The sequence below is a fragment of the Streptomyces sp. NPDC043867 genome (assembly GCF_056435845.1).
This window is the reverse complement of the sequence record NZ_JBWKDS010000022.1, coordinates 85,877-106,525: the sequence shown is the minus strand read 5'-3', so window position 1 is coordinate 106,525 and position 20,649 is coordinate 85,877. Positions and strand designations below refer to the sequence as shown.

Here is a 20,649-nt window from a genome sequence, read left to right as displayed (position 1 = left end):
TGTTCCTGCCCTTACGTGCCGTACCCGGGCGACCGCACACCGCGCATGAATGCCGCATAAGCAGGCAGGACGCCCCCCATGCGAGCGCCGGCCCGGAGGGCGTTCTGTGATCTTTGTCGCGGACCCCGGTGGAACCGGACTTCCGCGCACCCTCGCTATTCGGACAATGCTCATGCATAAGTCAGATAGCGGGTGGATCGACCGCGTCTGTCCACGAACGCGGCGAGAGCCTCATAGAGTTCGGAGAGGGACATACCGCCGGATCCGGCGGGGCGGGAGGCAGGCGCGGAGTGGCGAATGCGGAGCACGGAGAACCGTCGGGCGAGGGCTTCGCCGCCGGGACGGCCAAAACCCCCCGGACCGTCGCCACCGGGACGGCCGGAACCGCCCGGACACGGCTTGGAGCGGCCCGCGCCGGACTCTGGCTGGTCGCCGCCGTGCTCGCCGTGCGGCAGGTCACCGTCGTCCTCGCACCCCCCAGGGGTGACCGCCTGACGGACCTGGAGACCTGGGCCGGCCCGAACGGCGTCCTGCACACGAAGGACTCCCTGTACGACTCGACCCGCTTCACCGGCACCCCGTTCGCCGGACTCGTCCTCAAGCCCCTCACTCGTTCGGCTGAACAGGCGCTGGGCTGGGGCTGGACCTTCGGCACGCTGCTGCTGGTCGTCGCGCTCGGGCTGGTCGCGGCGCGCGCCCTGCCCCGGCCCGTGACCCGGCGGACCCGGCTGCTGGCCGCCCCCGTCGCCGTCAGCCTGCTCGTGCTGTCGCTGCCGGTGCGCAGCACCCTCCACCTCGGCCAGACCAGCGTCCTCCCGGTCCTGCTCGTCCTCCTCGGCTGCTTCGCCGTACGCGGGCAGGGGGCGAGCGGCGTGCTCATCGGCGTCGCGGCGGCCCTCCAGCCGGCCGTGCTGCTCTTCGTTCCCCTGCTGTGGTGCACCGGACGCGGACGCGCGGCCGTCTCCACCGGGATCACGTTCACCGCCTGCACGGTGCTCGCCGGGGCCGCGATGCCCCACGACTCGTCCACCTACTGGGTCCACCATGTGGCGGGTGTCGGACTCGGCGGCCGCGCGGACGGCCTCGCGAACCAGTCCCTGCACGGCGCGCTGCTGCGCCTCGGCCTCCAAGGGCCCCTGGAGATCGGTCTCTTCCTGGTCCTCGGCGCGGCCGTCGCCGTCGTCGGCACCCGTCGCGCGGTGCGCTGCGCCCGCGACGGGCAGTTGCTGCTCGCCGTGGCGATCACCGGCTGCGTCGCCGTCGCGGTCTCGCCCACGACCTGGCAGCACCAGCTGCTGTGGGTGCTGCTCGCGGTGGTCGGCCGGGTCGGCCGCAGGGCCTCGGACCGGTACCTGTGGCCGGTGGCGATCGTCCTGGTGACGACGCTGCCCGCGCGGACGGTCCTGCCGGATGTGACGCTGCTCCACCCCCTGCGCGACAACCTGGTCCTGGTGGCAGCACTCGCCGCCGCCTGCGCCGTCCCGTTCCTGTCCCCCGCCTCGCCCCACTACCGGAGCCCGGTCCCCACCGAGTACGCGCCGCCCGTACCCGCCCGGTTCCGCCGGGTCCCGCCGCCGCTTCTCCCCGGCCGGGTGCTGAGCCGCCCGAACCTGCTCCTCGAACTGCTCCTGATCCGGGTCGGCTACGCCGCGTACCAGCAGGTCAGGCTGGCCGCGACCGGCGGCACCAACGCGGGCGGCCGGGCCGTCGCCGAGCAGCACGGCGAGCAGATCCTGGCGGTGGAGCGCCTCCTGCGGGTCGACATCGAGCACTGGGCCAACCACGCCGTGGTGCGAGCCGGCCGGCTGCGCGAGTTCTTCGACTTCTACTACACGTCGTTCCACTTCCTCGTCCCGCTGACCGTCCTCGGCGTGCTCTACGCCCGCCGTCCCGCCGACTACCGCTGGGCCCGCTCGGCACTCGGCTTCACCACCGTGCTCGCCCTCGTCGGCTTCTGGCTCTACCCGCTGGCGCCGCCGCGGCTGATGCCGGGGTTCGGCATCATCGACACGGTCCACGGCGTGCAGGACTTCTCCCGGCCGGACTACGGCACGCTGACCGCGCTCACCAACCAGTACGCGGCGATGCCCTCCCTGCACTTCGGGTGGTCGCTGTGGTGCGGTCTCGTGGTCGCGCTGCTTGCCCCGAAGCGGTGGACGAAGGCCCTCGGGCTGCTGCACCCGCTGGGCACGGCGGCGGCGATCGTGGCGACCGGCAATCACTGGGTGCTGGACGCGGTCGGGGGCGCGGTGGTGGTGGGCGCGGGGTTCGGCCTGACGTATCTGCTGTCCGGGCCGCGGGCCCCCGCCCTGTCCGGCGGGGAGACCACGCGGGCCCGGCCGGGGACGGCCGCGAAGGCGGGGCGCCCGGACGGTCGTGTACACCCGCCCGGTGCGCGGTGACGGCGCGCGGTGAGACGGGGCGCGGTGACCGGGTGCGGTGACGGGGTGGCGGACCGAGCGCGGGCGCACCGGCCGGGCGCAGTGAAGGAGGCGGACCGAGCGCGGGCGCACCGGCCGTGTGTGGCTGCCCGGGGAGGCGGGGGCGTGGGGTGTCCCCGCCTCCCCGGAGTCGGGCCGGCGGCGCCGGGAGGCCGTCGGCCCGGGCCGGCCCCGGGGAGGCCGCTCAGGCGGGGGTGACCCGCAGCTCCTTCACACCGTTCAGCCAGGCGGAGCGCAGCCGGCGCGGATCACCGGCCGCGCGCAGGTCCGGCATCGCGTCGGCGACCGCGCGGAACATCAGGTCGATCTCCAGCGTGGCCAGGGACTTGCCGAGGCAGTAGTGCGGGCCGCCCCCGCCGAAGCCGAGGTGCGGGTTCGGGTCGCGGGTGATGTCGAAGACCTCGGGACGGTCGAAGACGTCCGGGTCGTTGTTGGCCGAGGAGTAGAAGATGCCGACGCGGTCGCCCTTCTTGATGCGGCTGCCGGCCAGTTCGACGTCCTGGGTCGCGGTGCGCTGGAAGGAGACGACGGGTGTGGCCCAGCGCACGATCTCCTCGGCGGTGGTGGCCGGCCGCTCCCTCTTGTAGAGCTCCCACTGGTCGGGGTGGGTCAGGAAGGCGTGCATGCCGTGCGTGATGGCGTTGCGGGTCGTCTCGTTGCCGGCGACGGCCAGCACCAGCACGAAGAAGCCGAACTCGTCCGCGGCCAGGTTGCCCTCGTCCTCCGCCGCCACGAGCCTGGTGACGATGTCCTTCGCCGGGCACTGCTTGCGGTCGGCGGCCATGTTCATCGCGTACGAGATGAGTTCGGTGGCCGACTCGGCGCCGATCTCCTCGCTGATCGCGAACTCCGGGTCGTCGTACGAGATCATCTTGTTGGACCAGTCGAAGATCCTGGCCCGGTCGTCCTGCGGGATGCCGATCAGTTCGGCGATCGCCTGGAGGGGCAGCTCGCTGGCGACCTGGGTGACGAAGTCGATGGTGCCGTCCGGGCCCTTGTCCGCGAGCGCCCGCTCGACGATCTGTCCCGCGCGGGTGCGCAGGGCGTCCTCCAGGGCGCGGATCGCGCGCGGGGTGAAGCCGCGCTGCACGATCTGGCGGACCCGGGTGTGCTCGGGCGGGTCCATGTTGAGCAGGATCAGCCGCTGCACCTCGATCTGCTCGCGCTGGATACGGTCGTTGAAGCGGATGATGGCGGTGTTCACCCAGGAGGAGAAGAGCTCGGGGTGCGTGGAGACGTACTTGACGTCCGCGTGCCGGGTGACGGCCCAGTAGCCGTCGTCGTCGAACCCCGCGATGCCGGGCCGCTGCGGGATCCAGTGCACCGGTTCGACCCGGCGCAGTTCGGCGAACTCGGGGTGGGGGACGCGGTGGTGCAGCACGTCGGGGTCGGTGAAGTCGAATCCGTCGGGCAGCGCTGGACAGGACATCGGCAACTCCAGGTCTGGCGCGTACTGCGGTGCCGGCCATTTTCTGACGGTTCATCAGGAACCGGGAACTGCCGTGAAGGTAGTAACGGGTTCTACAAGAGGCAAGGGGCAGGGCGCTCCCAATTGCCGGCGGAATCAGGGCAGATCACGACTTCGGGCGCTGCACGACCCTTGCGGGGCGGACCTTCCGCTCAGCAGACTGCACGCAGAACTAGAACGCGTACTAGTTCAGCGTGGCGGGTGGCCGGGACGCCCGCGCCGCGCGGGTGAGCAGGGCCGGGCCGCCGGGCAGGCCCTTAGGAGAGGACGACCCATGGCCGCGGAACCCGTGATCGTCGAAGCCGTACGCACCCCCATCGGCAAGCGCGGCGGCGCGCTCGCCCCGCTGCATCCCGCCTACCTCCTGGGCGAGACCTACCGCGAACTCCTCGGCCGCACCGGCATCCACGCCGACTGCGTCGAGCAGATCGTCGGCGGCACGGTGACCCACGCCGGTGAGCAGTCCATGAACCCCGCGCGCACCGCCTGGCTCACCATGGGCCTGCCCTACGAGACCGCGGCGACGACGGTCGACTGCCAGTGCGGTTCCTCGCAGCAGGCCTCGCACATGGTGGCCAACATGATCGCGGCGGGCGTGATCGACATCGGGATCAGCTGCGGGGTCGAGGCGATGTCCCGCGTGCCGCTCGGCTCGGGCTCCAAGCACGGTCCGGGCAAGCCCTTCCCCGAGGAGGCGCACGTCGACCTGCCGAACCAGTTCGAGGCGGCGGAACGCATCGCGCGCCGCCGCGGACTGACCCGCGAGAATGTGGACTCGCTCGGGCTCATCTCCCAGGAGCGGGCCGCGAACGCGTGGTCGGAGGAGAGGTTCAAGCGGGAGACGTTCGCCGTGCAGGTGCCCACCACCGAGGAGGAGCAGCGGGCCGGGCAGGGCATGTGGCGCCTGGTCGACCGGGACGAGGGGCTGCGCGACACCAGCATGGAGGCACTGGCGGGGCTGAAGCCGGTGATGCCGACCGCCGTGCACACCGCGGGCAACTCCTCGCAGATATCCGACGGCGCCTGCGCCCTGCTGTGGGCGTCCAAGCGGATGGCGCGGGCGCTCAAGCTGCGGCCGCGCGCCCGTGTCGTCGCGCAGGCGCTGGTCGGCGCCGACCCGCACTACCACCTCGACGGGCCGGTCGACGCGACGCGGGCGGTGCTCGGCAAGGCGGGCATGTCGCTCAGGGACATCGACCTCGTCGAGATCAACGAGGCCTTCGCGTCCGTGGTGCTGAGCTGGGCGCAGGTCTTCGAGCAGGACCTGGAGAAGGTCAACGTCAACGGCGGCGCGATCGCCCTCGGGCATCCGGTCGGGGCGACGGGGGCGCGGCTCATCACCACGGCACTGCACGAACTGGAGCGCCGGGACGGGGAGTTCGCGCTCATCACGATGTGCGCGGGCGGGGCGCTGGCGACGGGGACGATCATCCAGCGGCTGTGACGCGCGCGCCCCGCCCGGCGGCCGGGGCAGGGCAATGGCCCGGGGATCGGGGCAGGGCCAGGGCGGCGGGCCGGCGGCCGGGGTACGGCGAGGTCGGCGGCCCGGGGGCCGGGGCATGGCGGAGGCGGCGGCCCGGGGATCGGGGGCCGCCGCCTTCGCGTACGGGGGTGCCGCAGGGGCCGCGCGGCATGCGCGTCCGGGACGGCCCGGGCCGGTCAGTACCAGCCGTGGCTCTGCCAGAAGTTCCAGGCGCCGACCGGGCTGCCGTAGCGGTCGTTCATGTAGTCCAGGCCCCACTTGATCTGGGTCTCGGCGCTGGTCTTCCAGTCGGAGCCCTTGGAGGCCATCTTGTTGCCGGGCAGCGCCTGGACCAGACCGTAGGCGCCGGACGAGGAGTTCGTGGCGGTGACGTTCCAGTCGCTCTCGTGCTCGACGATCTTGCTGAACGCGTTGTACTGCGCGGCGTCCGGGATCATCTTGTGCGCGACCGACTGGGCGGAGGAGACCGAGGGGGTCGCGGCCTGGGCGGGGGCCGCGGCCAGCACCATGCCGGTCGTGGCGGCGGCCACGGCGGCGGTGGTGAGGGCCTTCTTCGGGGAGGCGATGCGGCGGATGACGGAGACGGGCACGAAGCACCTTTTCTTCGGGGACAGGGGTGCGCCGGCATGCCGGAACCACGCGGAGGCGGCGGGGGCATACGGCGGCGCCGCGGCCCGGGAGGGCACGTCGGCGCCTGGCGACTCCTCCAGAGAAACAGCCCCGGCAGGCGTCCGCAACGACCCCTGTTACTAGTGGTGGTCGCATGCGGAGGACAAGTACCTTCTGTGACCTGGCTCTCAAAGCCCAGGTCAGCGCGCTGGGCGACGCGTGCATGCCACCCTCTCCGGCTACGGCCCCGCCTCGTAGAGGACCAAGGTCCTGTGGGACGGCTCACCCCCGGACTGACACAGCGTGGGCGCGCGTCACCGGGTGCGGTCGGCCCGTGTGACCCGGGCCGCAGGACGTCACGGCAGAAACGTGACCGGGCTCTCGAAGGCCGCCCGGCGGGTGGCCCGCCGCAGCGCCTTCAGCAGGGGCGTGCCGAGGGTCAGGGTCAGTACGACGGTGACGACCGCCCGTCCCAGGTCCCACCCGAGCGAGGTCGCCGCGCAGTAGGCGAGGAACCGTACGAGGTTCGTGTGGAGCGGGTCGTCCGGGACGAAGGCGACGCCGGCGGCCAGGGTGTCCAGGAACGGCCAGCCCATCAGGTTCATGACGGTGCCGTAGGCGAAGGCGGCGAGGCACCCGTACCCGGCGAGCAGGGCCAGCTCGCCCCGGCCGCGCAGCCGGTCGGGCCCCGGCAGCAGCCCGGCGCCCATCGTGAACCACCCCATGGCGAGCATCTGGAACGGCATCCACGGCCCGACACCCCCGGTGAGCAGGGCGGACGCGAACATGGTCACGGACCCGAGGACGAAGCCGAACCCCGGCCCGAGGACCCGGCCGCTCAGCACCAGCAGGAAGAACATCGGCTCGATGCCGGCGGTCCCCGCCCCGATCGGCCGCAGCGCGGCCCCGGTCGCGGCCAGCACGCCGAGCATGGCCACCGCCTTCGGGCCGAGCCCGGACTCGGAGATCGTCGCCGCGACGACCGCGACGAGCAGCACGAGGAGCCCCGCGAAGAGCCAGGGCGCGTCCTGGGCGTGCGCGCCGACCCGGGAGCCCCGCCCGGCCAGGAGCGGCCAGCCGAAACCGGCGACGCCCACCGCGCTGACCAGGACGAGCGCGGCCACCGAGCGGGGGCCGAGCCGGACGGCGCGGGCCTGCGGGCGGCCCATGTCCTCGGACCCGGTCACGCGAGTGCCTCCCTGACCTGGGCGACCGTGAGCCAGGGCTGCGGGGCGAGGATCTTCGTCACCTGTGGGGCGAAGGACGGGGAGGCCACGACCACCTCGGCCGTGGGACCGTCCGCGACGACCTCGCCGTCGGCGAGGATCACCACCCGGTGGGCGAGTTCGGCGGCGAGCTCCACGTCGTGGGTGGCCAGCACGATGGCGTGCCCGGCGGCGGCCAGCGTGCGCAGCACGGCGACCAGACGGGCCTTGGCCGCGTAGTCGAGTCCGCGGGTCGGCTCGTCGAGCAGCAGCAGCGGGGGACGCGCCGTCAGGACCACGGCCAGCGCGAGCGCCAGCCGCTGCCCCTCCGACAGGTCCCGCGGATGCGTGTCGTCGCCGATGCCCGGCAGCAGCTCGCCGACCAGCGCGCGGCAGGTGCCCGGCTCGGCGCCCGCGTCGTGGTCGGCCGCGGCGCACTCGGCGGCCACCGTGTCGGCGTACAGCAGGTCCCGCGGCTCCTGCGGTACGAGCCCGACGCGGCGTACGAGGTCCCGCGGGGCGGTGCGGTGCGGCACCGAACCGCCCACCCGTACCGATCCGGCGGCCGGCTCGACCAGGCCCACCAGGGCGCCGAGCAGCGTCGACTTCCCCGCGCCGTTGCGGCCCATCAGCGCGATGGTCTCGCCGGGGGCGGCCGTCAGATCCACCTTCCGCAGGGCTTCGACCCGGCCCCGGCGGACGGCCAGGCCCTCGACCACGGCCGGGGCGGCGGCCGGGGTGAGAGAACCGCGCCCGCGCAGGAAGCCGGGGCTTCGGGACACCACGGAGGGAGCCGCCACCCGCCGGGGCGCCGGAACTGCCGGCGTGCGGGCCGCGAGCCGCTCCCGCAACGGCCCCGCCGCCCGGCGGGCGTCGCGCACCGTCAGCGGAAGCGGCGACCAGCCCGCGAGCCGGCCCAGCTCCACCACCGGCGGGCACACCGGCGAGACGGCCATCACCTCGGCCGGGGTGCCGAGGACCGGCGCGGCCCCCGGGGCGGGCAGCAGGACCACCCGGTCCGCGTACTGCACGACCCGCTCCAGCCGGTGCTCGGCCAGGAACACGGTCGTCCCGAGATCGTGGACGAGACGCAGGAGGACGGCGAGGACCTCCTCCGCGGCGGCGGGATCCAGGGCGGACGTCGGTTCGTCGAGGACCAGCACCGCGGGGTGCGGTGTCAGCACCGAGCCGATGGCGACCCGCTGCTGCTGCCCGCCGGACAGCGTGGCGATGGGACGGTCGCGCAGGCCGGCCAGGCCCAGCAGGTCCAGGGTCTCCTCCACACGGCGGCGCATCACGTCCGGCGCCAGCCCCAGCGACTCCATGCCGTAGGCGAGCTCGTCCTCGACGGTGTCCGTGACGAAGTGGGACAGCGGGTCCTGGCCCACCGTGCCCACGACGTCGGCGAGTTCGCGCGGCCTGTGCGTGCGGGTGTCCCGCCCGGCGACGGTGACCCGGCCGCGCAGGGCGCCGCCGGTGAAGTGCGGCACCAGACCGCTGACCGCGCCCAGCACCGTCGACTTGCCGACCCCCGACGGCCCGGCCAGCAGCACGAGTTCACCCTCCGGGACCTCGAAGTCCAGCCCCTGGACGGTCGGTCCCGCGGCCCCCTCGTACGTCACCGAGACGTCCGCGAAGCGGATCATGAGGACTCCTTGGGGGTCGGGGCGAGGACGGAGGGCAGCAGGCCGAGCAGGATCGCGGCGGCCGGCCACAGGGGAAGGGCGGGGGCGGTCAGCGGAACCACCCCGGGGTGCAGCGCCGCCGGGTCGTGCGAGGCCGCGACGATCATCAGCGCGGCCACCGCGACCCCGGACGCCGACACCAGCCAGGCCCGCGCGCCCCAGACGTCCGGCCGGTAGCGCGTGCGCGGGGAGCGGCGGCCGCCGAGACCCAGGCCGCCGAGCGCCGCGGCCAGCCCGGCGAGGAGCACGGGCAGTCCGTAGCTCCCGCCCTCGGCGGTCAGCAGCCCGTACGTGCCCGCGCACACGCCGAGCAGACCGCCCAGGGTGAGAGCGGACGTGGTGCGGCGGACGGCGGCCGGCACCTCGGCGGTCCGCCCGTAGCCGCGCGCGTCCATCGCCGCCGCCAGCGCCACGGAACGCTCCAACGCGCCCTCCAGGACCGGGAGTCCGACGTGCAGCAGCCCCCGCAGACCCCGGTCCGGGCGGCCGCGCAGCCGGCGTGCCGCGCGCAGCCGCTGCACGTCCGCGATCAGGTGCGGCGCGAAGGTCAGCGCGACCACCACGGCGACGCCGGCCTCGTACAGCGCGCCCGGCAGCGACTTGAGCAGCCGCGCCGGGTTCGCGAGCGCGTTCGCCGCGCCGACGCAGATGAGCAGCGCGGCCAGTTTCAGGCCGTCGTACAGGGCGAAGACCAGGCCCTCCGCGGTGACCCGGCCACCGATACGGACGCCCTGCGCCCAGTCGGGCAGCGGGACTTCGGGGAGCGTGACGACGACCTGCGTACCCGGGACGGGGGAACCGAGGAACACGGCGAACGCCAGCCGGACGGCCAGGACGGCGACGGCCAGTTTCACGAACGCGCCGTACGAGCGGGCCCAGGGCGCGTCGGTGCGGCGGGCGGCCACGACATAGCCGGCGACGCCGACGAGCAGGGCGAGGAGGAGCGGGTTGGTGGTACGGGAGGCGGCGGTGCCGAGGCCCAGGGCCCAGATCCACCAGGCGCCCGGGTGCAGGGCGTTGCCACGGTTGGCCTCCGCCGTCAGGCGACGGCGGAGCACGCCCGGACCGGTGACCTGCCCCCGGGGAAGACCGCCCGGCAGGGCGCCTGCCCCGGTGGGGTCGCCCGGCGTCGTGCCGGTGCCGTGCGACTGCGCGGCCGCCGCACCGTGCCCGCGGAGACGGCCACCCCGGGCGGCCTGCCGTTCCGACGGCCGGCTGCCCTCGGCCGGGGCCGACTGCCCCGGGGTGCGGACGTGTTCGGCCGGGGCCGACTGTCCCGGCGGGCAGCTGTCCATGCGGCGGCTGTTCTCGGGCCGCATCGGCCGTTCCGCCCGGCGGCCGTCCCCGCCCCGGAAACCCCGCTGTCCCGAAGTGCGGTTGTCCTTGGCGGGGGTCGACTGCCCCGGGGTGCGGACGTGTTCGGCCGGGGCCGGCTGTCCCGGGGTGCGGCCGACCTCGCCTTGGGCAGCCTGCCGTTCCGCAGCGCGGCTGTCCTCGGCCGGGACAGACCGTCCCGCGAGGTGGCCGTGCGCGGCCGGAACTGCCCCTTCCGCAGCGCGGCTGTCCTCGGTCGGCGCTGCCCCTTCCGTAGCGCGGCCGTCCGTGGGGCGGCTGTCCTTGGCTGGAGTCGACCCGGCCGCGGGGCGGCTGTCCTTCCGTGGGGCAGGCGCGGGACGGTCGTGCTCGTCCGTCGTCACAGGTTCCACCTCACGTCAGTGTCGGCGGCGCCGGGCCTGCCAGACCGCCGCCGCCCCCAGTGCCGCGACCGCCGCGAGACCCGCGAGCAGCCCGACCGACGGGCCGGAGTGCCCGTACCCGGTCCCGGTCCCGGTCCCGGAGCCGGACTCCGACTCGGAGCGGGGGCGGGCGGAGGCGCCCGGCTCGTCGGCCGCGACCTGTTCGCCGCAGCCGGCCCGCGGATAGCCCGCGATGGCGCACAGCAGCGCGTTGCTGTCGTAGCGCAACGGCTTCGCCACGGCGGCGAGCGCGTCGGCCGTCGTCGCGTCGGGACGGACCCGCGCGCAGGCGGTACGCGGCCGCGGCGGCGTCTCACCGGACGGCGCGTCCGCGGCCGTACCGAAGTCGAGGACGAGAGCGATCCGCTTCGTGCCGTCACGGGCGGGCGTGCCGGCGCAGATGGACCCGAAGTCCGCGTCCCCGCGCGGCTTCACCGCGCGCGAGGAGTCCTCGCTCACCGCGAACCGGAATCCCTGCACGTCACCGTCGGACGGCCGCGCCGTCGACGGCCCCTGGGTGGCGTACGCCCACGTCCCGCCGGTCAGGTCCCAGAACGACCAGTAGCGGTAGCCGGCGGCCCCGGCCTCGCCCGCCCCGCCGAGCACGAGCAGCAGCAGGGCGAGGACCGCGGCGACGCCGCCGCGCCGGGTCACGGCCGCCGCTTCCTGTTGCGGCCGCTGATCAGGAAGCCCACGCCGACGCCGGCGACGAGGCCCACGCCGACGATCCACCAGACGCCGAGCCCGCCGTCCTCGTCGCTGTCCTTCTTCTTGTCTCCCTGGTCGCCCTGGTCCGTGCCGGGACCGTCCGAGTGGCCGGAGGCCTGCGTCGCCGGACCGGTCGCGCCGAGCTGCCGGACCAGGTCCGCGCCGCCGAAGTCGCGCGGGTCGGTGCCGGTGGCGTGCGCCGCGAAGATCAGCTGCGCGTACGCGGCGGGCCCGGACTTCGCCGCCCAGGCGCCGGAGTTCTTCTCCAGCCAGGCCAGGGGCTTGTCCGTGTCGCCGGTGCGGCCCGCGGCGGCGAGCGCGACGACGGCGTCCGCGGTGTTGCCGTAGTCGGGCTGGTCCTTGGCGCCGGGCATCGCCGACTTCAGGTAGGGGGTGCCGTGCAGGGCGCCGGCGAGGTGGACCGCGCCGTTGCGGGCCGCGTCCCGGGGCGTGGGTGTCTTAGCGTCCGCGCAGGCCGAGCCGCCCGCCGCTTTGCCCGCCGGCGCCGCGAACCCCTTGCCGAGGGCGCCGAGCACACCGGCCGCGGTGGCGTCCTCGTTGGCCGTGAGCGCGCCCTTCTTGTCGGGCTGGTAGGCGAAGGCACCGCCGCCGTCGTCGCCGCAGGGGACCGCCAGCTTCAGCAGGGCGTCGTACGGGGACCTGCCACCCTTGGTGACGTCCCCGGGCCGGTCACCCGCGGCGGCGAGCGCGCCGATCACCACGGAGGTCGAGTTCGCGTCGCTGGCCCCGCCCGCGGCGAAGCCCCAGCCACCGTCCTTGTTCTGCGCCGACTTCAGCCAGGCGACGGCCTTGTCCGTCCCGGCGGCGTGGCCGCCGAGCGCGGCGAGCGCCTGCACGGCGGCGGCGGTGCTGTTCGTGTCCACCGTCGTCTTCGCGTCGCACTTGGCGGACGTGTCGGCGCGGTAGGGCGCGAAGGCACCGTTCGCGCACTGCTGTCCGGTCAGCCAGTCGACGGCCTTGCGGGCGGGCTTCACGCCCGCGGTGTGCTGGGCGAGCAAGGTGAGCGACTGCCGCCAGACACCGTCGTAGGTGGGGTCGGTGGAGCCGTACAGCCCGGAGGGGATCGCCTGCGAGGGTGACGGGGACGGGGACGAGTCGTCGGCGAGGGCGGCGGGTGCGACCGCCGTACCGATCACGGCGGTGACGGCCAGTACCGCGGCGGTGCGGCGAACAGACATGACTCTCCCTGCGGGGAGCCGGGCGGCACCGGGCACGCTGGAGTACCGGGTGGCTCCGGCTCCGTATCCCTCGACGGTGCCGGCCGGCGGCGGGCTGCCGCAGGCACGAGCCGGTCACGTCCCGCGCGAGGCGATCCGGCTCACCGTCCGGCGGACGGTTCACGGTTGCGGGTCAGCGCCGGAATTGCACCGGCTTCCCCCCGTACGGGTGTGATGACGACGCGCTCACTCTACCGGCCGTCTCCCACGGCCCGAGGGCCGCCCGGTACGCCCCCCGGCGGCAGGCGGGCGGCCCCGCGCCGGTCACACGGCCCGGTAGGTGACGGGATCGCTCCCCGGTACCGTCTCCGCCCGGCCCAGCTTCACCAGCCGGCGCACATGGGCCTCGGCCTCGGAGACGGCGATGTTCCGCGAGGAGTACGGGATGCGCTCCCAGGGGCGGTTCCATTCCATGCGCTCGGCCAGCTGCCATGCGGTGAGCGGGACGCGGAGCAGGCCGAGCAGCCCGGTGAGCCGTTCCTCGTGGTGGGCGAGCAGTGCCCGGACGCGTGCCGCCGCGTCGGTGAAGGCGTACTGGTGGGCGGGGAGCACCTCGGCGGCGCCGAGACGGCCGACGCGCTCCAGGGAGTCGAGGTAGTCGCCGAGCGGGTCGGTGACCGTGGCGTCGTCCGGGTCCTCGTACAGGCCGATGTGCGGGGTGATCTCCGGCAGCAGGTGGTCGCCGGAGAACAGGCGCCCGCGGCCCGCGAGCCGTGCCGGATGGTCCTCCTCCAGGTGCAGGCAGACGTGGCCCGGCGTGTGGCCGGGTGTCCAGATCGCGCGCAGCCGGCGGCCCGGCAGGTCGAGGAGGTCGCCGGGGACGATCTCGCGGTCGGGGAGCGCGGGGGAGAGGCCGGGCAGCGCCCGGGGGCGGGCGGTGCGCAGCGGTGCCACGTGCGCCTCGGGGGCGCCGGCCGCCGTCAGTTTGTCCGCCATGTACGTGAACCACCGCTCGGGCCGGTACTCGCGCATCCGCCGGACGACCGAGGCGTCCGCCGCGTGCATCGCGATCCAGGCGCCCGACGCCTCCCGCACCGCGTTGGACAGACCGTGGTGGTCGGGGTGGTGGTGGGTGACGACCACGCCGTGGATCTCGGCGACGGAGGTGCCGCAGCCGGTGAGCCCGGCGCTGAGGACGTCCAGGGACGCGGGGTCGTCCCAGCCGGTGTCGATGAGGACGGGCCCCCGGTCGGTGTCCACGACGTACACCAGCGTGTGGCCGAGGGGGTTGTCCGGGATGGGGACCCTGATCGACCGTACGCCCCCGCCGTGATCGGTCACCTGCGTCATGGGCTTCCCCCCGTCGCCGTGTCCCGGCCACTATAACTAGAACCAGTTCCAATGGTGGCCCAAGTCGACTGCACGGAGACCTGGTTGGGTCTCGCAGAGATCCGGGAGTGTGGGCTCCGTGGACTCATCGGGCCGGAACTGGTATCAGTTCTCTTATCTGATGACTCGTCAGGAAGCGTCCTCCGGAGGGGTAGTCGCCATGACCGAGCTCGTGGAACACGGACAGCTGTTCATCGGCGGGGAGTTGACGGATCCCCTGGGCGAGGACGTCATCGAGGTGATCTCGCCGCACACGGAGGAGGTCATCGGGCGGGTGCCGCACGCCTCGGCGCGGGACGTCGACCGGGCCGTCGCCGCCGCGCGCCGGGCGTTCGACGAAGGACCCTGGCCGCGGATGACGCTCGGTGAGCGGATCGAGGTCGTCACCCGGATCAAGGACGGGATCGCGCTGCGCCACGAGGAGATCGCCCGGGTGATCTCCTCCGAGAACGGCTCCCCGTACTCCTGGAGCGTCCTCGCGCAGGCGCTCGGCGCGATGATGGTCTGGGACGCGGCGATCACCGTCGCCCGGGACTTCACGTACGAGGAGACGCGCGACGGCGTCCTCGGGAAGATCCTCGTCCGGCGTGAGCCGGTGGGTGTGGTCGCGGCCGTGGCGCCGTGGAACGTACCGCAGTTCGTGGCCGCCGCGAAGCTCGCCCCCGCGCTGCTGACCGGCTGCACCGCCGTACTGAAGCCGTCCCCCGAATCGCCCCTGGACGCGTACCTGCTCGGGGAGATCGCGCGGGAGGCGGGCCTGCCCGAGGGGGTGCTGTCGATCCTCCCGGCGGACCGCGAGGTGAGCGAGTACCTGGTCGGGCATCCCGGCGTCGACAAGGTGTCCTTCACCGGCTCCGTCGCCGCCGGCCGGCGCGTCATGGAGGTCGCGTCGCGCCGTCTCACGCGCGTCACCCTGGAGTTGGGCGGCAAGTCGGCGGCGGTGGTGCTGCCGGACGCCGACCTCGCGACCACCGTGCCGGGCATCGTCTCGGCGGCCTGGATGAACAACGGCCAGGCGTGCGTGGCGCAGACCCGCATCCTCGTGCCGCGCTCCCGCTACGACGAGTTCGCGGACGCCTTCGCGGCGGCGGCGGGCGCGCTGGTGGTCGGCGACCCGCTGGACCCGGCGACGCAGGTGGGGCCGCTGGTCGCCCGGCGCCAGCAGCAGCGCAGCCTCGACTACATCCGCATCGGCCAGGAGGAGGGCGCCAAGATCCTCACCGGCGGCGGCCGCCCGCCGGGCCTGGAACGCGGCTGGTACGTGGAACCCACCCTCTTCGGCGACGTCGACAACTCCATGCGCATCGCCCGCGAGGAGATCTTCGGGCCGGTCATCTGCCTGCTCCCGTACGGCGACGAGGGCGAGGCGGTGAAGATCGCGAACGACTCGGACTACGGGCTGAGCGGCAGCGTCTGGACGGCCGACGTGGAGCACGGCATCGACGTGGCCCGCCGGGTCCGCACCGGCACCTACTCCGTCAACACCTTCAGCCTCGACATGCTCGGCCCCTTCGGCGGCTACAAGAACTCCGGACTGGGCCGGGAGTTCGGCCCCGAGGGCTACGGCGAGTACCTGGAGCACAAGATGATCCACCTGCCCGCCGGCTGGGAGGCGTAGGGATGGGCGACCGCTGGCACGTCGAGGTCGACCGCTCCGTCTGCATCGGCTCGGCCCAGTGCACGCACCTCGCGCCGGACGCCTTCCGCCTCGACGCCGGCCGGCAGTCCCACCCCGCCGGCCCGGAGACCGACGCCGACGAGCGCACCCTGGAGGCGGCGGAGGGCTGCCCGGTCGAAGCGATCATGATCACCGTCCTGGGCTCGGGAGAGCCGGTGTTCCCACCCGAGGAATGACGCCGCCGACGCCCGTGCGACACTCCGCCACGTGCGGAGACACGAGACGGGGAGACCGATGCGCGGGGCGGGAAGAGCGGCGTCGGCCGTGCTGGCGGCAGCGATGGCGGCGGTGCTGGTGGGCGGGTGCGGTGCGCACGGCGACGGCGCGGCCGGGAAGAGCGCGACGGCCCGCGGGACGGGCGGGTCCCTGATGAGCCGCGGCGCGGTGGAGAAGGACATCCGGGCAGCCGTCGCCGCCGGGGGTTTCCGCCGGGCCGAGTACGGCGAGGGCTTCTCCCAGGGGCGCCGCGCCGTCTGCGAGCTGAGCGTCACGATCCGTACGGCGAGGAAGCCCGGCCGGGAACCCGTCGACGCGGCGGCGGCCGAGATGAAGGCACGGCACTGGAAGCAGGAGGCGAAGACCTGGCGGGACGGGAGCGGTCAGGCCGCGTCCTTCGTGAAGGGCGGGTGGAACGTGAGTCTCGTCGCGGGCACCGCGGACGCCGACGCCCTCACCTCCGAACTGCCCACGGCGCGCAAGACGGCCGAAGAGGGCGAGGTGGACGACTTCAGCGGCGTCTCGTTCTACGGATTCCGCAAGGGCTGCGGCGCGGTCACACCGAGCCCGGCCCCCTGACCTCCGTCAGGTCGATCAGACGGCAGACCGTCTCGATGTCGATCTTGACCTGGGCGATGGACGCGCGCCCCGACAGCCAGGTGATGAGGGCGGAGTGCCAGGTGTGCTCGATGACCCGGACCGCGGAGAGCTGCTCGGGCGTCGGGTCGTCCAGCCCCATCGCGTCCAGGATGATCACCGTCGTCTGGCGGGACACCTGGTCGACCTCCGGGCTGACGCTGCGGTCCGCGAAGGTCAGCGCCCGGACCATCGCGTCCGCGAGGTGCGGCTCCCGCTGGAGCGCCCGGAAGGCCCGCATCAGCGTCTCCGCGACGCGTTCCGCCGCGGTGTCCCCGGCCGGCGGCTTCTTGCGGAGGGTGCCGTGCATGTGCTCCAGCTGATCCTGCATCGTGGCGACCAGCAGGTGGACCTTGGAGGGGAAGTAGCGGTAGAGCGTGCCGAGCGCGACCTGCGAGGACTCCGCGACCTCGCGCATCTGCACCGCGTCGAAACCGCCCCGGCTGGCCAGCTGGGCGCTCGCGTGCAGGATGCGCCGGCGGCGCGCCTCCTGCCGCTCCGTGAGCGGGGGCGCGGCGGGCTGCGCGGCGGCGCGCGGGTTCGCGGGCCGCGCGAGGTCCCGCGCGGTGGTGGCATCCGCCTTGGCTTCCGCAGGCATAAGTCCCGTTCCGTGACATTCGGCGAGGGGCAGCGAGGAGTCAGCATGGCAGGGCACCGGACATTCCCCAAGCGCCCGGCACCGCCCCAACGGGGCGGTCACCTGCGCGAGTCGGCCGACCGGGCCGCTCCGCCGTGGCGTGAATCACCTGATCCACCGCTCACGCCGGTCCTACCTGCCGGTAGATTCAGTGCTCCTTGAACGATCAAGTCTGAAACTTGTTCTAGATTAGCGTCCCGGCGTAATCTCGCGGGACAGTGCAGGGAGAAGGGGGCCGGGAGTGACCGCTGAGGCCATGGAGGCGGGTCCCCAGGAGGACCCTGCCGCCGACGGCGGCCGAGCCCTGCGCATCGCGCTCCTCACGTACAAGGGGAACCCGTTCTGCGGTGGCCAGGGCGTGTACGTGCGGCACCTCTCGCGGGAGCTCGCCCGGCTCGGCCACCGCGTCGAGGTCATCGGCTCGCAGCCCTACCCCGTGCTCGACGAGGGCGAGGACCTGCGCGGACTCTCCCTCACCGAGCTGCCAAGCCTGGACCTCTACCGCCAGCCCGACCCCTTCCGCACCCCGGGCCGCGGCGAGTACCGCGACTGGATCGACGCCCTCGAGGTCGGCACGATGTGGACCGGCGGCTTTCCCGAGCCGCTGACCTTCTCGCTGCGCGCCCGGCGCCATCTGCGCGCCCGCCGCGGCGACTTCGACGTCGTGCACGACAACCAGACCCTCGGCTACGGGCTGCTGGGTGACGTCGGCGCCCCGCTGGTGACCACCATCCACCACCCCATCACCGTGGACCGCGGGCTGGACCTGGACGCCGCCCAGGGCTGGCGCCGCCGCGCCTCCGTGCGCCGCTGGTACGCGTTCACGCGCATGCAGAAGCGCGTCGCGCGCCGGCTGCCGTCCGTGCTGACCGTCTCCGGCACCTCGCGCCAGGAGATCGTCGACCACCTCGGCGTACGCGACGACCGCATCCACGTCGTCCACATCGGCGCCGACACCGACCTCTTCTCACCCGACCCCGCGGTGCCGCAGGTGCCCGGACGGATCGTCACGACGTCCAGCGCCGACGTCCCGCTCAAGGGTCTCGTCTTCCTCGTCGAGGCGCTCGCCAAGGTGCGCGCCGAGCACCCCGGCGCCCACCTCGTCGTCGTCGGCCGCCGTGCCGAGGACGGCCCCGTCGCCCAGGCCATCGAGCGGTACGGCCTCGCCGGCTCCGTCGAGTTCGTGAAGGGCATCTCCGACGCCGAACTCGTCGACCTCGTACGGTCGGCCGAAGTCGCCTGTGTGCCTTCCCTGTACGAGGGGTTCTCCCTCCCCGCGGCCGAGGCCATGGCGACGGGCACGCCGCTCGTCGCGACGACCGGCGGGGCGATCCCCGAGGTCGCGGGCCCCGACGGCGAGACCTGCCTCGCGGTGCCGCCCGGCGACGCCGGGGCCCTGGCCGCCGCTCTGAGCCGGGTGCTGGGCGACCCCGCGCTGCGCGTCCGGCTCGGCCTGGCCGGCCGGGAGCGGGTGCTGCGGCACTACACCTGGGCCCGCGCCGCCGAAGGCACCGTCGCCCGCTACCGCGAGGCGATCGCCGGCGCGGCGGGCGCCGCCCCGGGCCGCGGGACCGCCGCCGCGGGCGCCGCCTGCGCGCCCTCCGTTGACACCCTCGATCGCGAAAGCAGGGCCACGTGCTGACCGTCGACTTCTCCCGGTTCCCGCTCGCCCCGGGCGACCGCGTACTGGACCTCGGCTGCGGGGCCGGCCGGCACGCGTTCGAGTGCTACCGGCGCGGCGCCCGGGTCGTGGCGCTGGACCAGAACGCCGAGGAGATCCGCGAGGTCGCCAAGTGGTTCGCGGCGATGAAGGAGGCCGGCGAGGCCCCGGCGGGCGCGACCGCGACCGCCATGGAGGGCGACGCCCTCGCACTGCCCTTCCCCGACGAGTCCTTCGACGTCGTGATCATCTCCGAGGTCATGGAGCACATCCCCGACGACAAGGGCGTCCTCGCGGAGATGGTCCGGGTGCTGAAGCCGGGCGGCCGCATCGCGATCACCGTCCCGCGCTACGGCCCCGAGAAGGTCTGCTGGACCCTGTCCGACGCCTACCACGAGGTCGAGGGCGGCCACATCCGCATCTACCGCGCGGACGAACTGCTCGCCAGGATCAGGGGAGCCGGCCTCCGCCCGTACGGCACCCACCACGCGCACGCGCTGCACTCGCCGTACTGGTGGCTCAAGTGCGCGTTCGGCGTCGACAACGACAAGGCGCTGCCGGTGCGGGCGTACCACAAGCTGCTGGTCTGGGACATCATGAAGAAACCGCTGGCCACCCGGATCGCCGAGCAGGCGCTGAACCCGCTGATCGGCAAGAGCTTCGTGGCGTACGCGACCAAGCCCCACCTGCCCGTCGGCAGCGCCGCGGTGGACGCTTCGTGACGACGCCCCGGACAGAACACCTCGTCCTGCCCGGGGTCCTCACCGCGGAGGAGGCCGCCGCCACGGTGCGCGGGATCCTCGCGGTGCAGCGCCCGGACGGTGCCATCCCGTGGTTCCGCGGCCACCACCTGGACCCCTGGGACCACACCGAGGCGGCGATGGCCCTCGACGCGGCCGGGGAGCACGAGGCGGCCGAGCGCGCCTACGAGTGGCTCGCGCGGCACCAGAACCCCGACGGCTCCTGGTACGCGGCGTACGCCGACGGGAAGCACGACGAGGTCACCGACCGCGGCCGCGAGACGAACTTCTGCGCGTACATCGCCGTCGGTGTCTGGCACCACTACCTGGCCACCGGCGACGACACGTTCCTGGACCGGATGTGGCCCGCGGTCTACGCGGCCGTGGAGTACGTGCTGCGGCTCCAGCAGCCCGGCGGGCAGATCGGCTGGAAGCGCGAGGACGACGGCACACCGGTCGACGACGCCCTGCTGACCGGGAGTTCGTCGATCCACCACGCGCTGCGCTGCGCGCTGGCCGTCGCCGAACAGCGCGAAGAACCCCAGCCCGACTGGGAGTTGGCGGTCGGCGCGCTGCGGCACGCGATCCGCAGGCACCCCGAGCGGTTCCTCGACAAGGGCCGCTACTCGATGGACTGGTACTACCCGGTGCTCGGCGGCGCGCTGACCGGCGCCGAGGCCAAGTCCCGTATCGAGGAGGGCTGGGACCGCTTCGTCGTGCCCGGCTTCGGCGTGCGCTGCGTGGTCCCCAACCCGTGGGTGACCGGCGGTGAGTCGGCCGAACTGGCGCTGGCGCTGTGGATCGTGGGGGAGTCCGACCGCGCCCTGGAGATACTCCAGTCCATCCAGCACCTGCGCGATCCGAAGACCGGGCTGTACTGGACGGGTTACGTCTTCGAGGACGGGGCCATCTGGCCCGAGGAGCTGACGAGCTGGACGGCCGGCTCGCTGCTCCTCGCGGTGGCCGCGCTCGGCGGCGACGAGCCGACCTGCGCGGTCTTCAGCGGCGAACGCCTCCCGTCAGGACTGGACCCGGACTGCTGCCGGTAGGCCCGCCGGACCTGCCGGTGGGCCGACGGCGTACGGACGCCCGAAGACCGGCCCGGGGGGGGGGGGGGGGGGGGGGGGGGGGGGGGGGGGGGGGGGGGGGGGGGAGGGGGGGGGGGGGGTGGGGGTGGGTT

The 20,649-nt window shown here is 74.0% G+C and carries 17 protein-coding genes; 8 read left to right on the top strand and 9 right to left on the bottom strand.

What is annotated here, in order from left to right; all coding sequences use genetic code 11:
- The first annotated feature begins 290 nt into the window (after positions 1-290).
- Entirely contained in the window at positions 291-2,402 is a 2,112-nt protein-coding gene (locus tag AC069T_RS22360) for a bifunctional glycosyltransferase 87/phosphatase PAP2 family protein (RefSeq protein WP_478784398.1), read from the top strand.
- Positions 2,403-2,625: 223 nt separating this feature from the next.
- Here AC069T_RS22360 and AC069T_RS22355 read toward each other — a convergent pair whose 3' ends face one another.
- Entirely contained in the window at positions 2,626-3,870 is a 1,245-nt protein-coding gene (locus AC069T_RS22355) for a cytochrome P450 (protein WP_478784397.1), read from the bottom strand.
- Positions 3,871-4,183: 313 nt separating this feature from the next.
- Here AC069T_RS22355 and AC069T_RS22350 point away from each other — a divergent pair, with 313 nt between their 5' ends.
- Entirely contained in the window at positions 4,184-5,353 is a 1,170-nt protein-coding gene (locus AC069T_RS22350) for a steroid 3-ketoacyl-CoA thiolase (RefSeq protein ID WP_478784396.1), read from the top strand.
- Positions 5,354-5,568: 215 nt separating this feature from the next.
- On the opposite strand, the gene AC069T_RS22345 is transcribed toward AC069T_RS22350, so the two are convergent.
- The 7 genes from AC069T_RS22345 to AC069T_RS22315 all read right to left on the bottom strand — a co-directional run bounded on the left by AC069T_RS22345 (position 5,569) and on the right by AC069T_RS22315 (position 13,863).
- Positions 5,569-5,982, bottom strand: a complete 414-nt coding sequence (locus AC069T_RS22345; protein WP_478784395.1) for an aggregation-promoting factor C-terminal-like domain-containing protein — start codon at positions 5,980-5,982, stop codon at positions 5,569-5,571.
- A 375-nt stretch (positions 5,983-6,357) separates the two neighbouring features.
- On the bottom strand, positions 6,358-7,170 hold the full coding sequence (locus tag AC069T_RS22340; protein WP_478784436.1) for an ECF transporter S component: 813 nt from the start codon (positions 7,168-7,170) through the stop codon (positions 6,358-6,360).
- Positions 7,171-7,184: 14 nt separating this feature from the next.
- Positions 7,185-8,852, bottom strand: coding sequence for an ABC transporter ATP-binding protein (locus AC069T_RS22335; RefSeq protein ID WP_478784394.1), 1,668 nt, complete (start codon positions 8,850-8,852; stop codon positions 7,185-7,187).
- A complete protein-coding gene (locus AC069T_RS22330; protein ID WP_478784393.1) occupies positions 8,849-10,210 on the bottom strand; it encodes an energy-coupling factor transporter transmembrane component T in 1,362 nt (453 codons plus the stop codon). Before AC069T_RS22330 ends, AC069T_RS22335 begins: the two co-directional genes overlap by 4 nt.
- Before the next feature lie 393 nt (positions 10,211-10,603).
- Complete coding sequence (locus AC069T_RS22325; protein WP_478784392.1) at positions 10,604-11,281, bottom strand: SCO2322 family protein; 678 nt, start codon at positions 11,279-11,281, stop codon at positions 10,604-10,606.
- Positions 11,278-12,534, bottom strand: a complete 1,257-nt coding sequence (locus tag AC069T_RS22320; RefSeq protein WP_478784391.1) for a prenyltransferase/squalene oxidase repeat-containing protein — start codon at positions 12,532-12,534, stop codon at positions 11,278-11,280. Before AC069T_RS22320 ends, AC069T_RS22325 begins: the two co-directional genes overlap by 4 nt.
- 303 nt (positions 12,535-12,837) lie before the next feature.
- Positions 12,838-13,863 carry an MBL fold metallo-hydrolase gene (locus AC069T_RS22315; RefSeq protein ID WP_478784390.1) on the bottom strand — a complete coding sequence of 342 codons (1,026 nt, stop codon included), beginning with the start codon at positions 13,861-13,863 and terminating at the stop codon, positions 12,838-12,840.
- Between the two features lie 199 nt (positions 13,864-14,062).
- Between AC069T_RS22315 and AC069T_RS22310 the strand changes: the two genes are divergently transcribed.
- The 3 genes from AC069T_RS22310 (at position 14,063) to AC069T_RS22300 (ending at position 16,375) form a co-directional block, all read left to right on the top strand.
- On the top strand, positions 14,063-15,520 hold the full coding sequence (locus AC069T_RS22310) for an aldehyde dehydrogenase (protein ID WP_478784389.1): 1,458 nt from the start codon (positions 14,063-14,065) through the stop codon (positions 15,518-15,520).
- A 2-nt stretch (positions 15,521-15,522) separates the two neighbouring features.
- Positions 15,523-15,756, top strand: a complete 234-nt coding sequence (locus tag AC069T_RS22305) for a ferredoxin (protein WP_476751789.1) — start codon at positions 15,523-15,525, stop codon at positions 15,754-15,756.
- A gap of 88 nt (positions 15,757-15,844) precedes the next feature.
- Entirely contained in the window at positions 15,845-16,375 is a 531-nt protein-coding gene (locus AC069T_RS22300; RefSeq protein ID WP_478784388.1) for a hypothetical protein, read from the top strand.
- On the opposite strand, the gene AC069T_RS22295 is transcribed toward AC069T_RS22300, so the two are convergent.
- The gene (locus AC069T_RS22295; RefSeq protein WP_478784387.1) at positions 16,353-17,030 is read right to left on the bottom strand and encodes a TetR family transcriptional regulator; all 678 of its coding nucleotides are present in this window, start codon (positions 17,028-17,030) and stop codon (positions 16,353-16,355) included. The genes AC069T_RS22300 and AC069T_RS22295 overlap by 23 nt on opposite strands.
- Before the next feature lie 280 nt (positions 17,031-17,310).
- Here AC069T_RS22295 and AC069T_RS22290 point away from each other — a divergent pair, with 280 nt between their 5' ends.
- The 3 genes from AC069T_RS22290 to AC069T_RS22280 are packed head-to-tail and all read left to right on the top strand — an operon-like array spanning position 17,311 to position 20,518.
- Positions 17,311-18,711, top strand: coding sequence for a glycosyltransferase family 4 protein (locus AC069T_RS22290; protein ID WP_478784386.1), 1,401 nt, complete (start codon positions 17,311-17,313; stop codon positions 18,709-18,711).
- Entirely contained in the window at positions 18,705-19,451 is a 747-nt protein-coding gene (locus tag AC069T_RS22285; protein WP_478784385.1) for a class I SAM-dependent methyltransferase, read from the top strand. Before AC069T_RS22290 ends, AC069T_RS22285 begins: the two co-directional genes overlap by 7 nt.
- Entirely contained in the window at positions 19,448-20,518 is a 1,071-nt protein-coding gene (locus tag AC069T_RS22280) for a prenyltransferase/squalene oxidase repeat-containing protein (RefSeq protein WP_478784384.1), read from the top strand. Before AC069T_RS22285 ends, AC069T_RS22280 begins: the two co-directional genes overlap by 4 nt.
- Positions 20,519-20,649 lie beyond the last annotated feature (131 nt).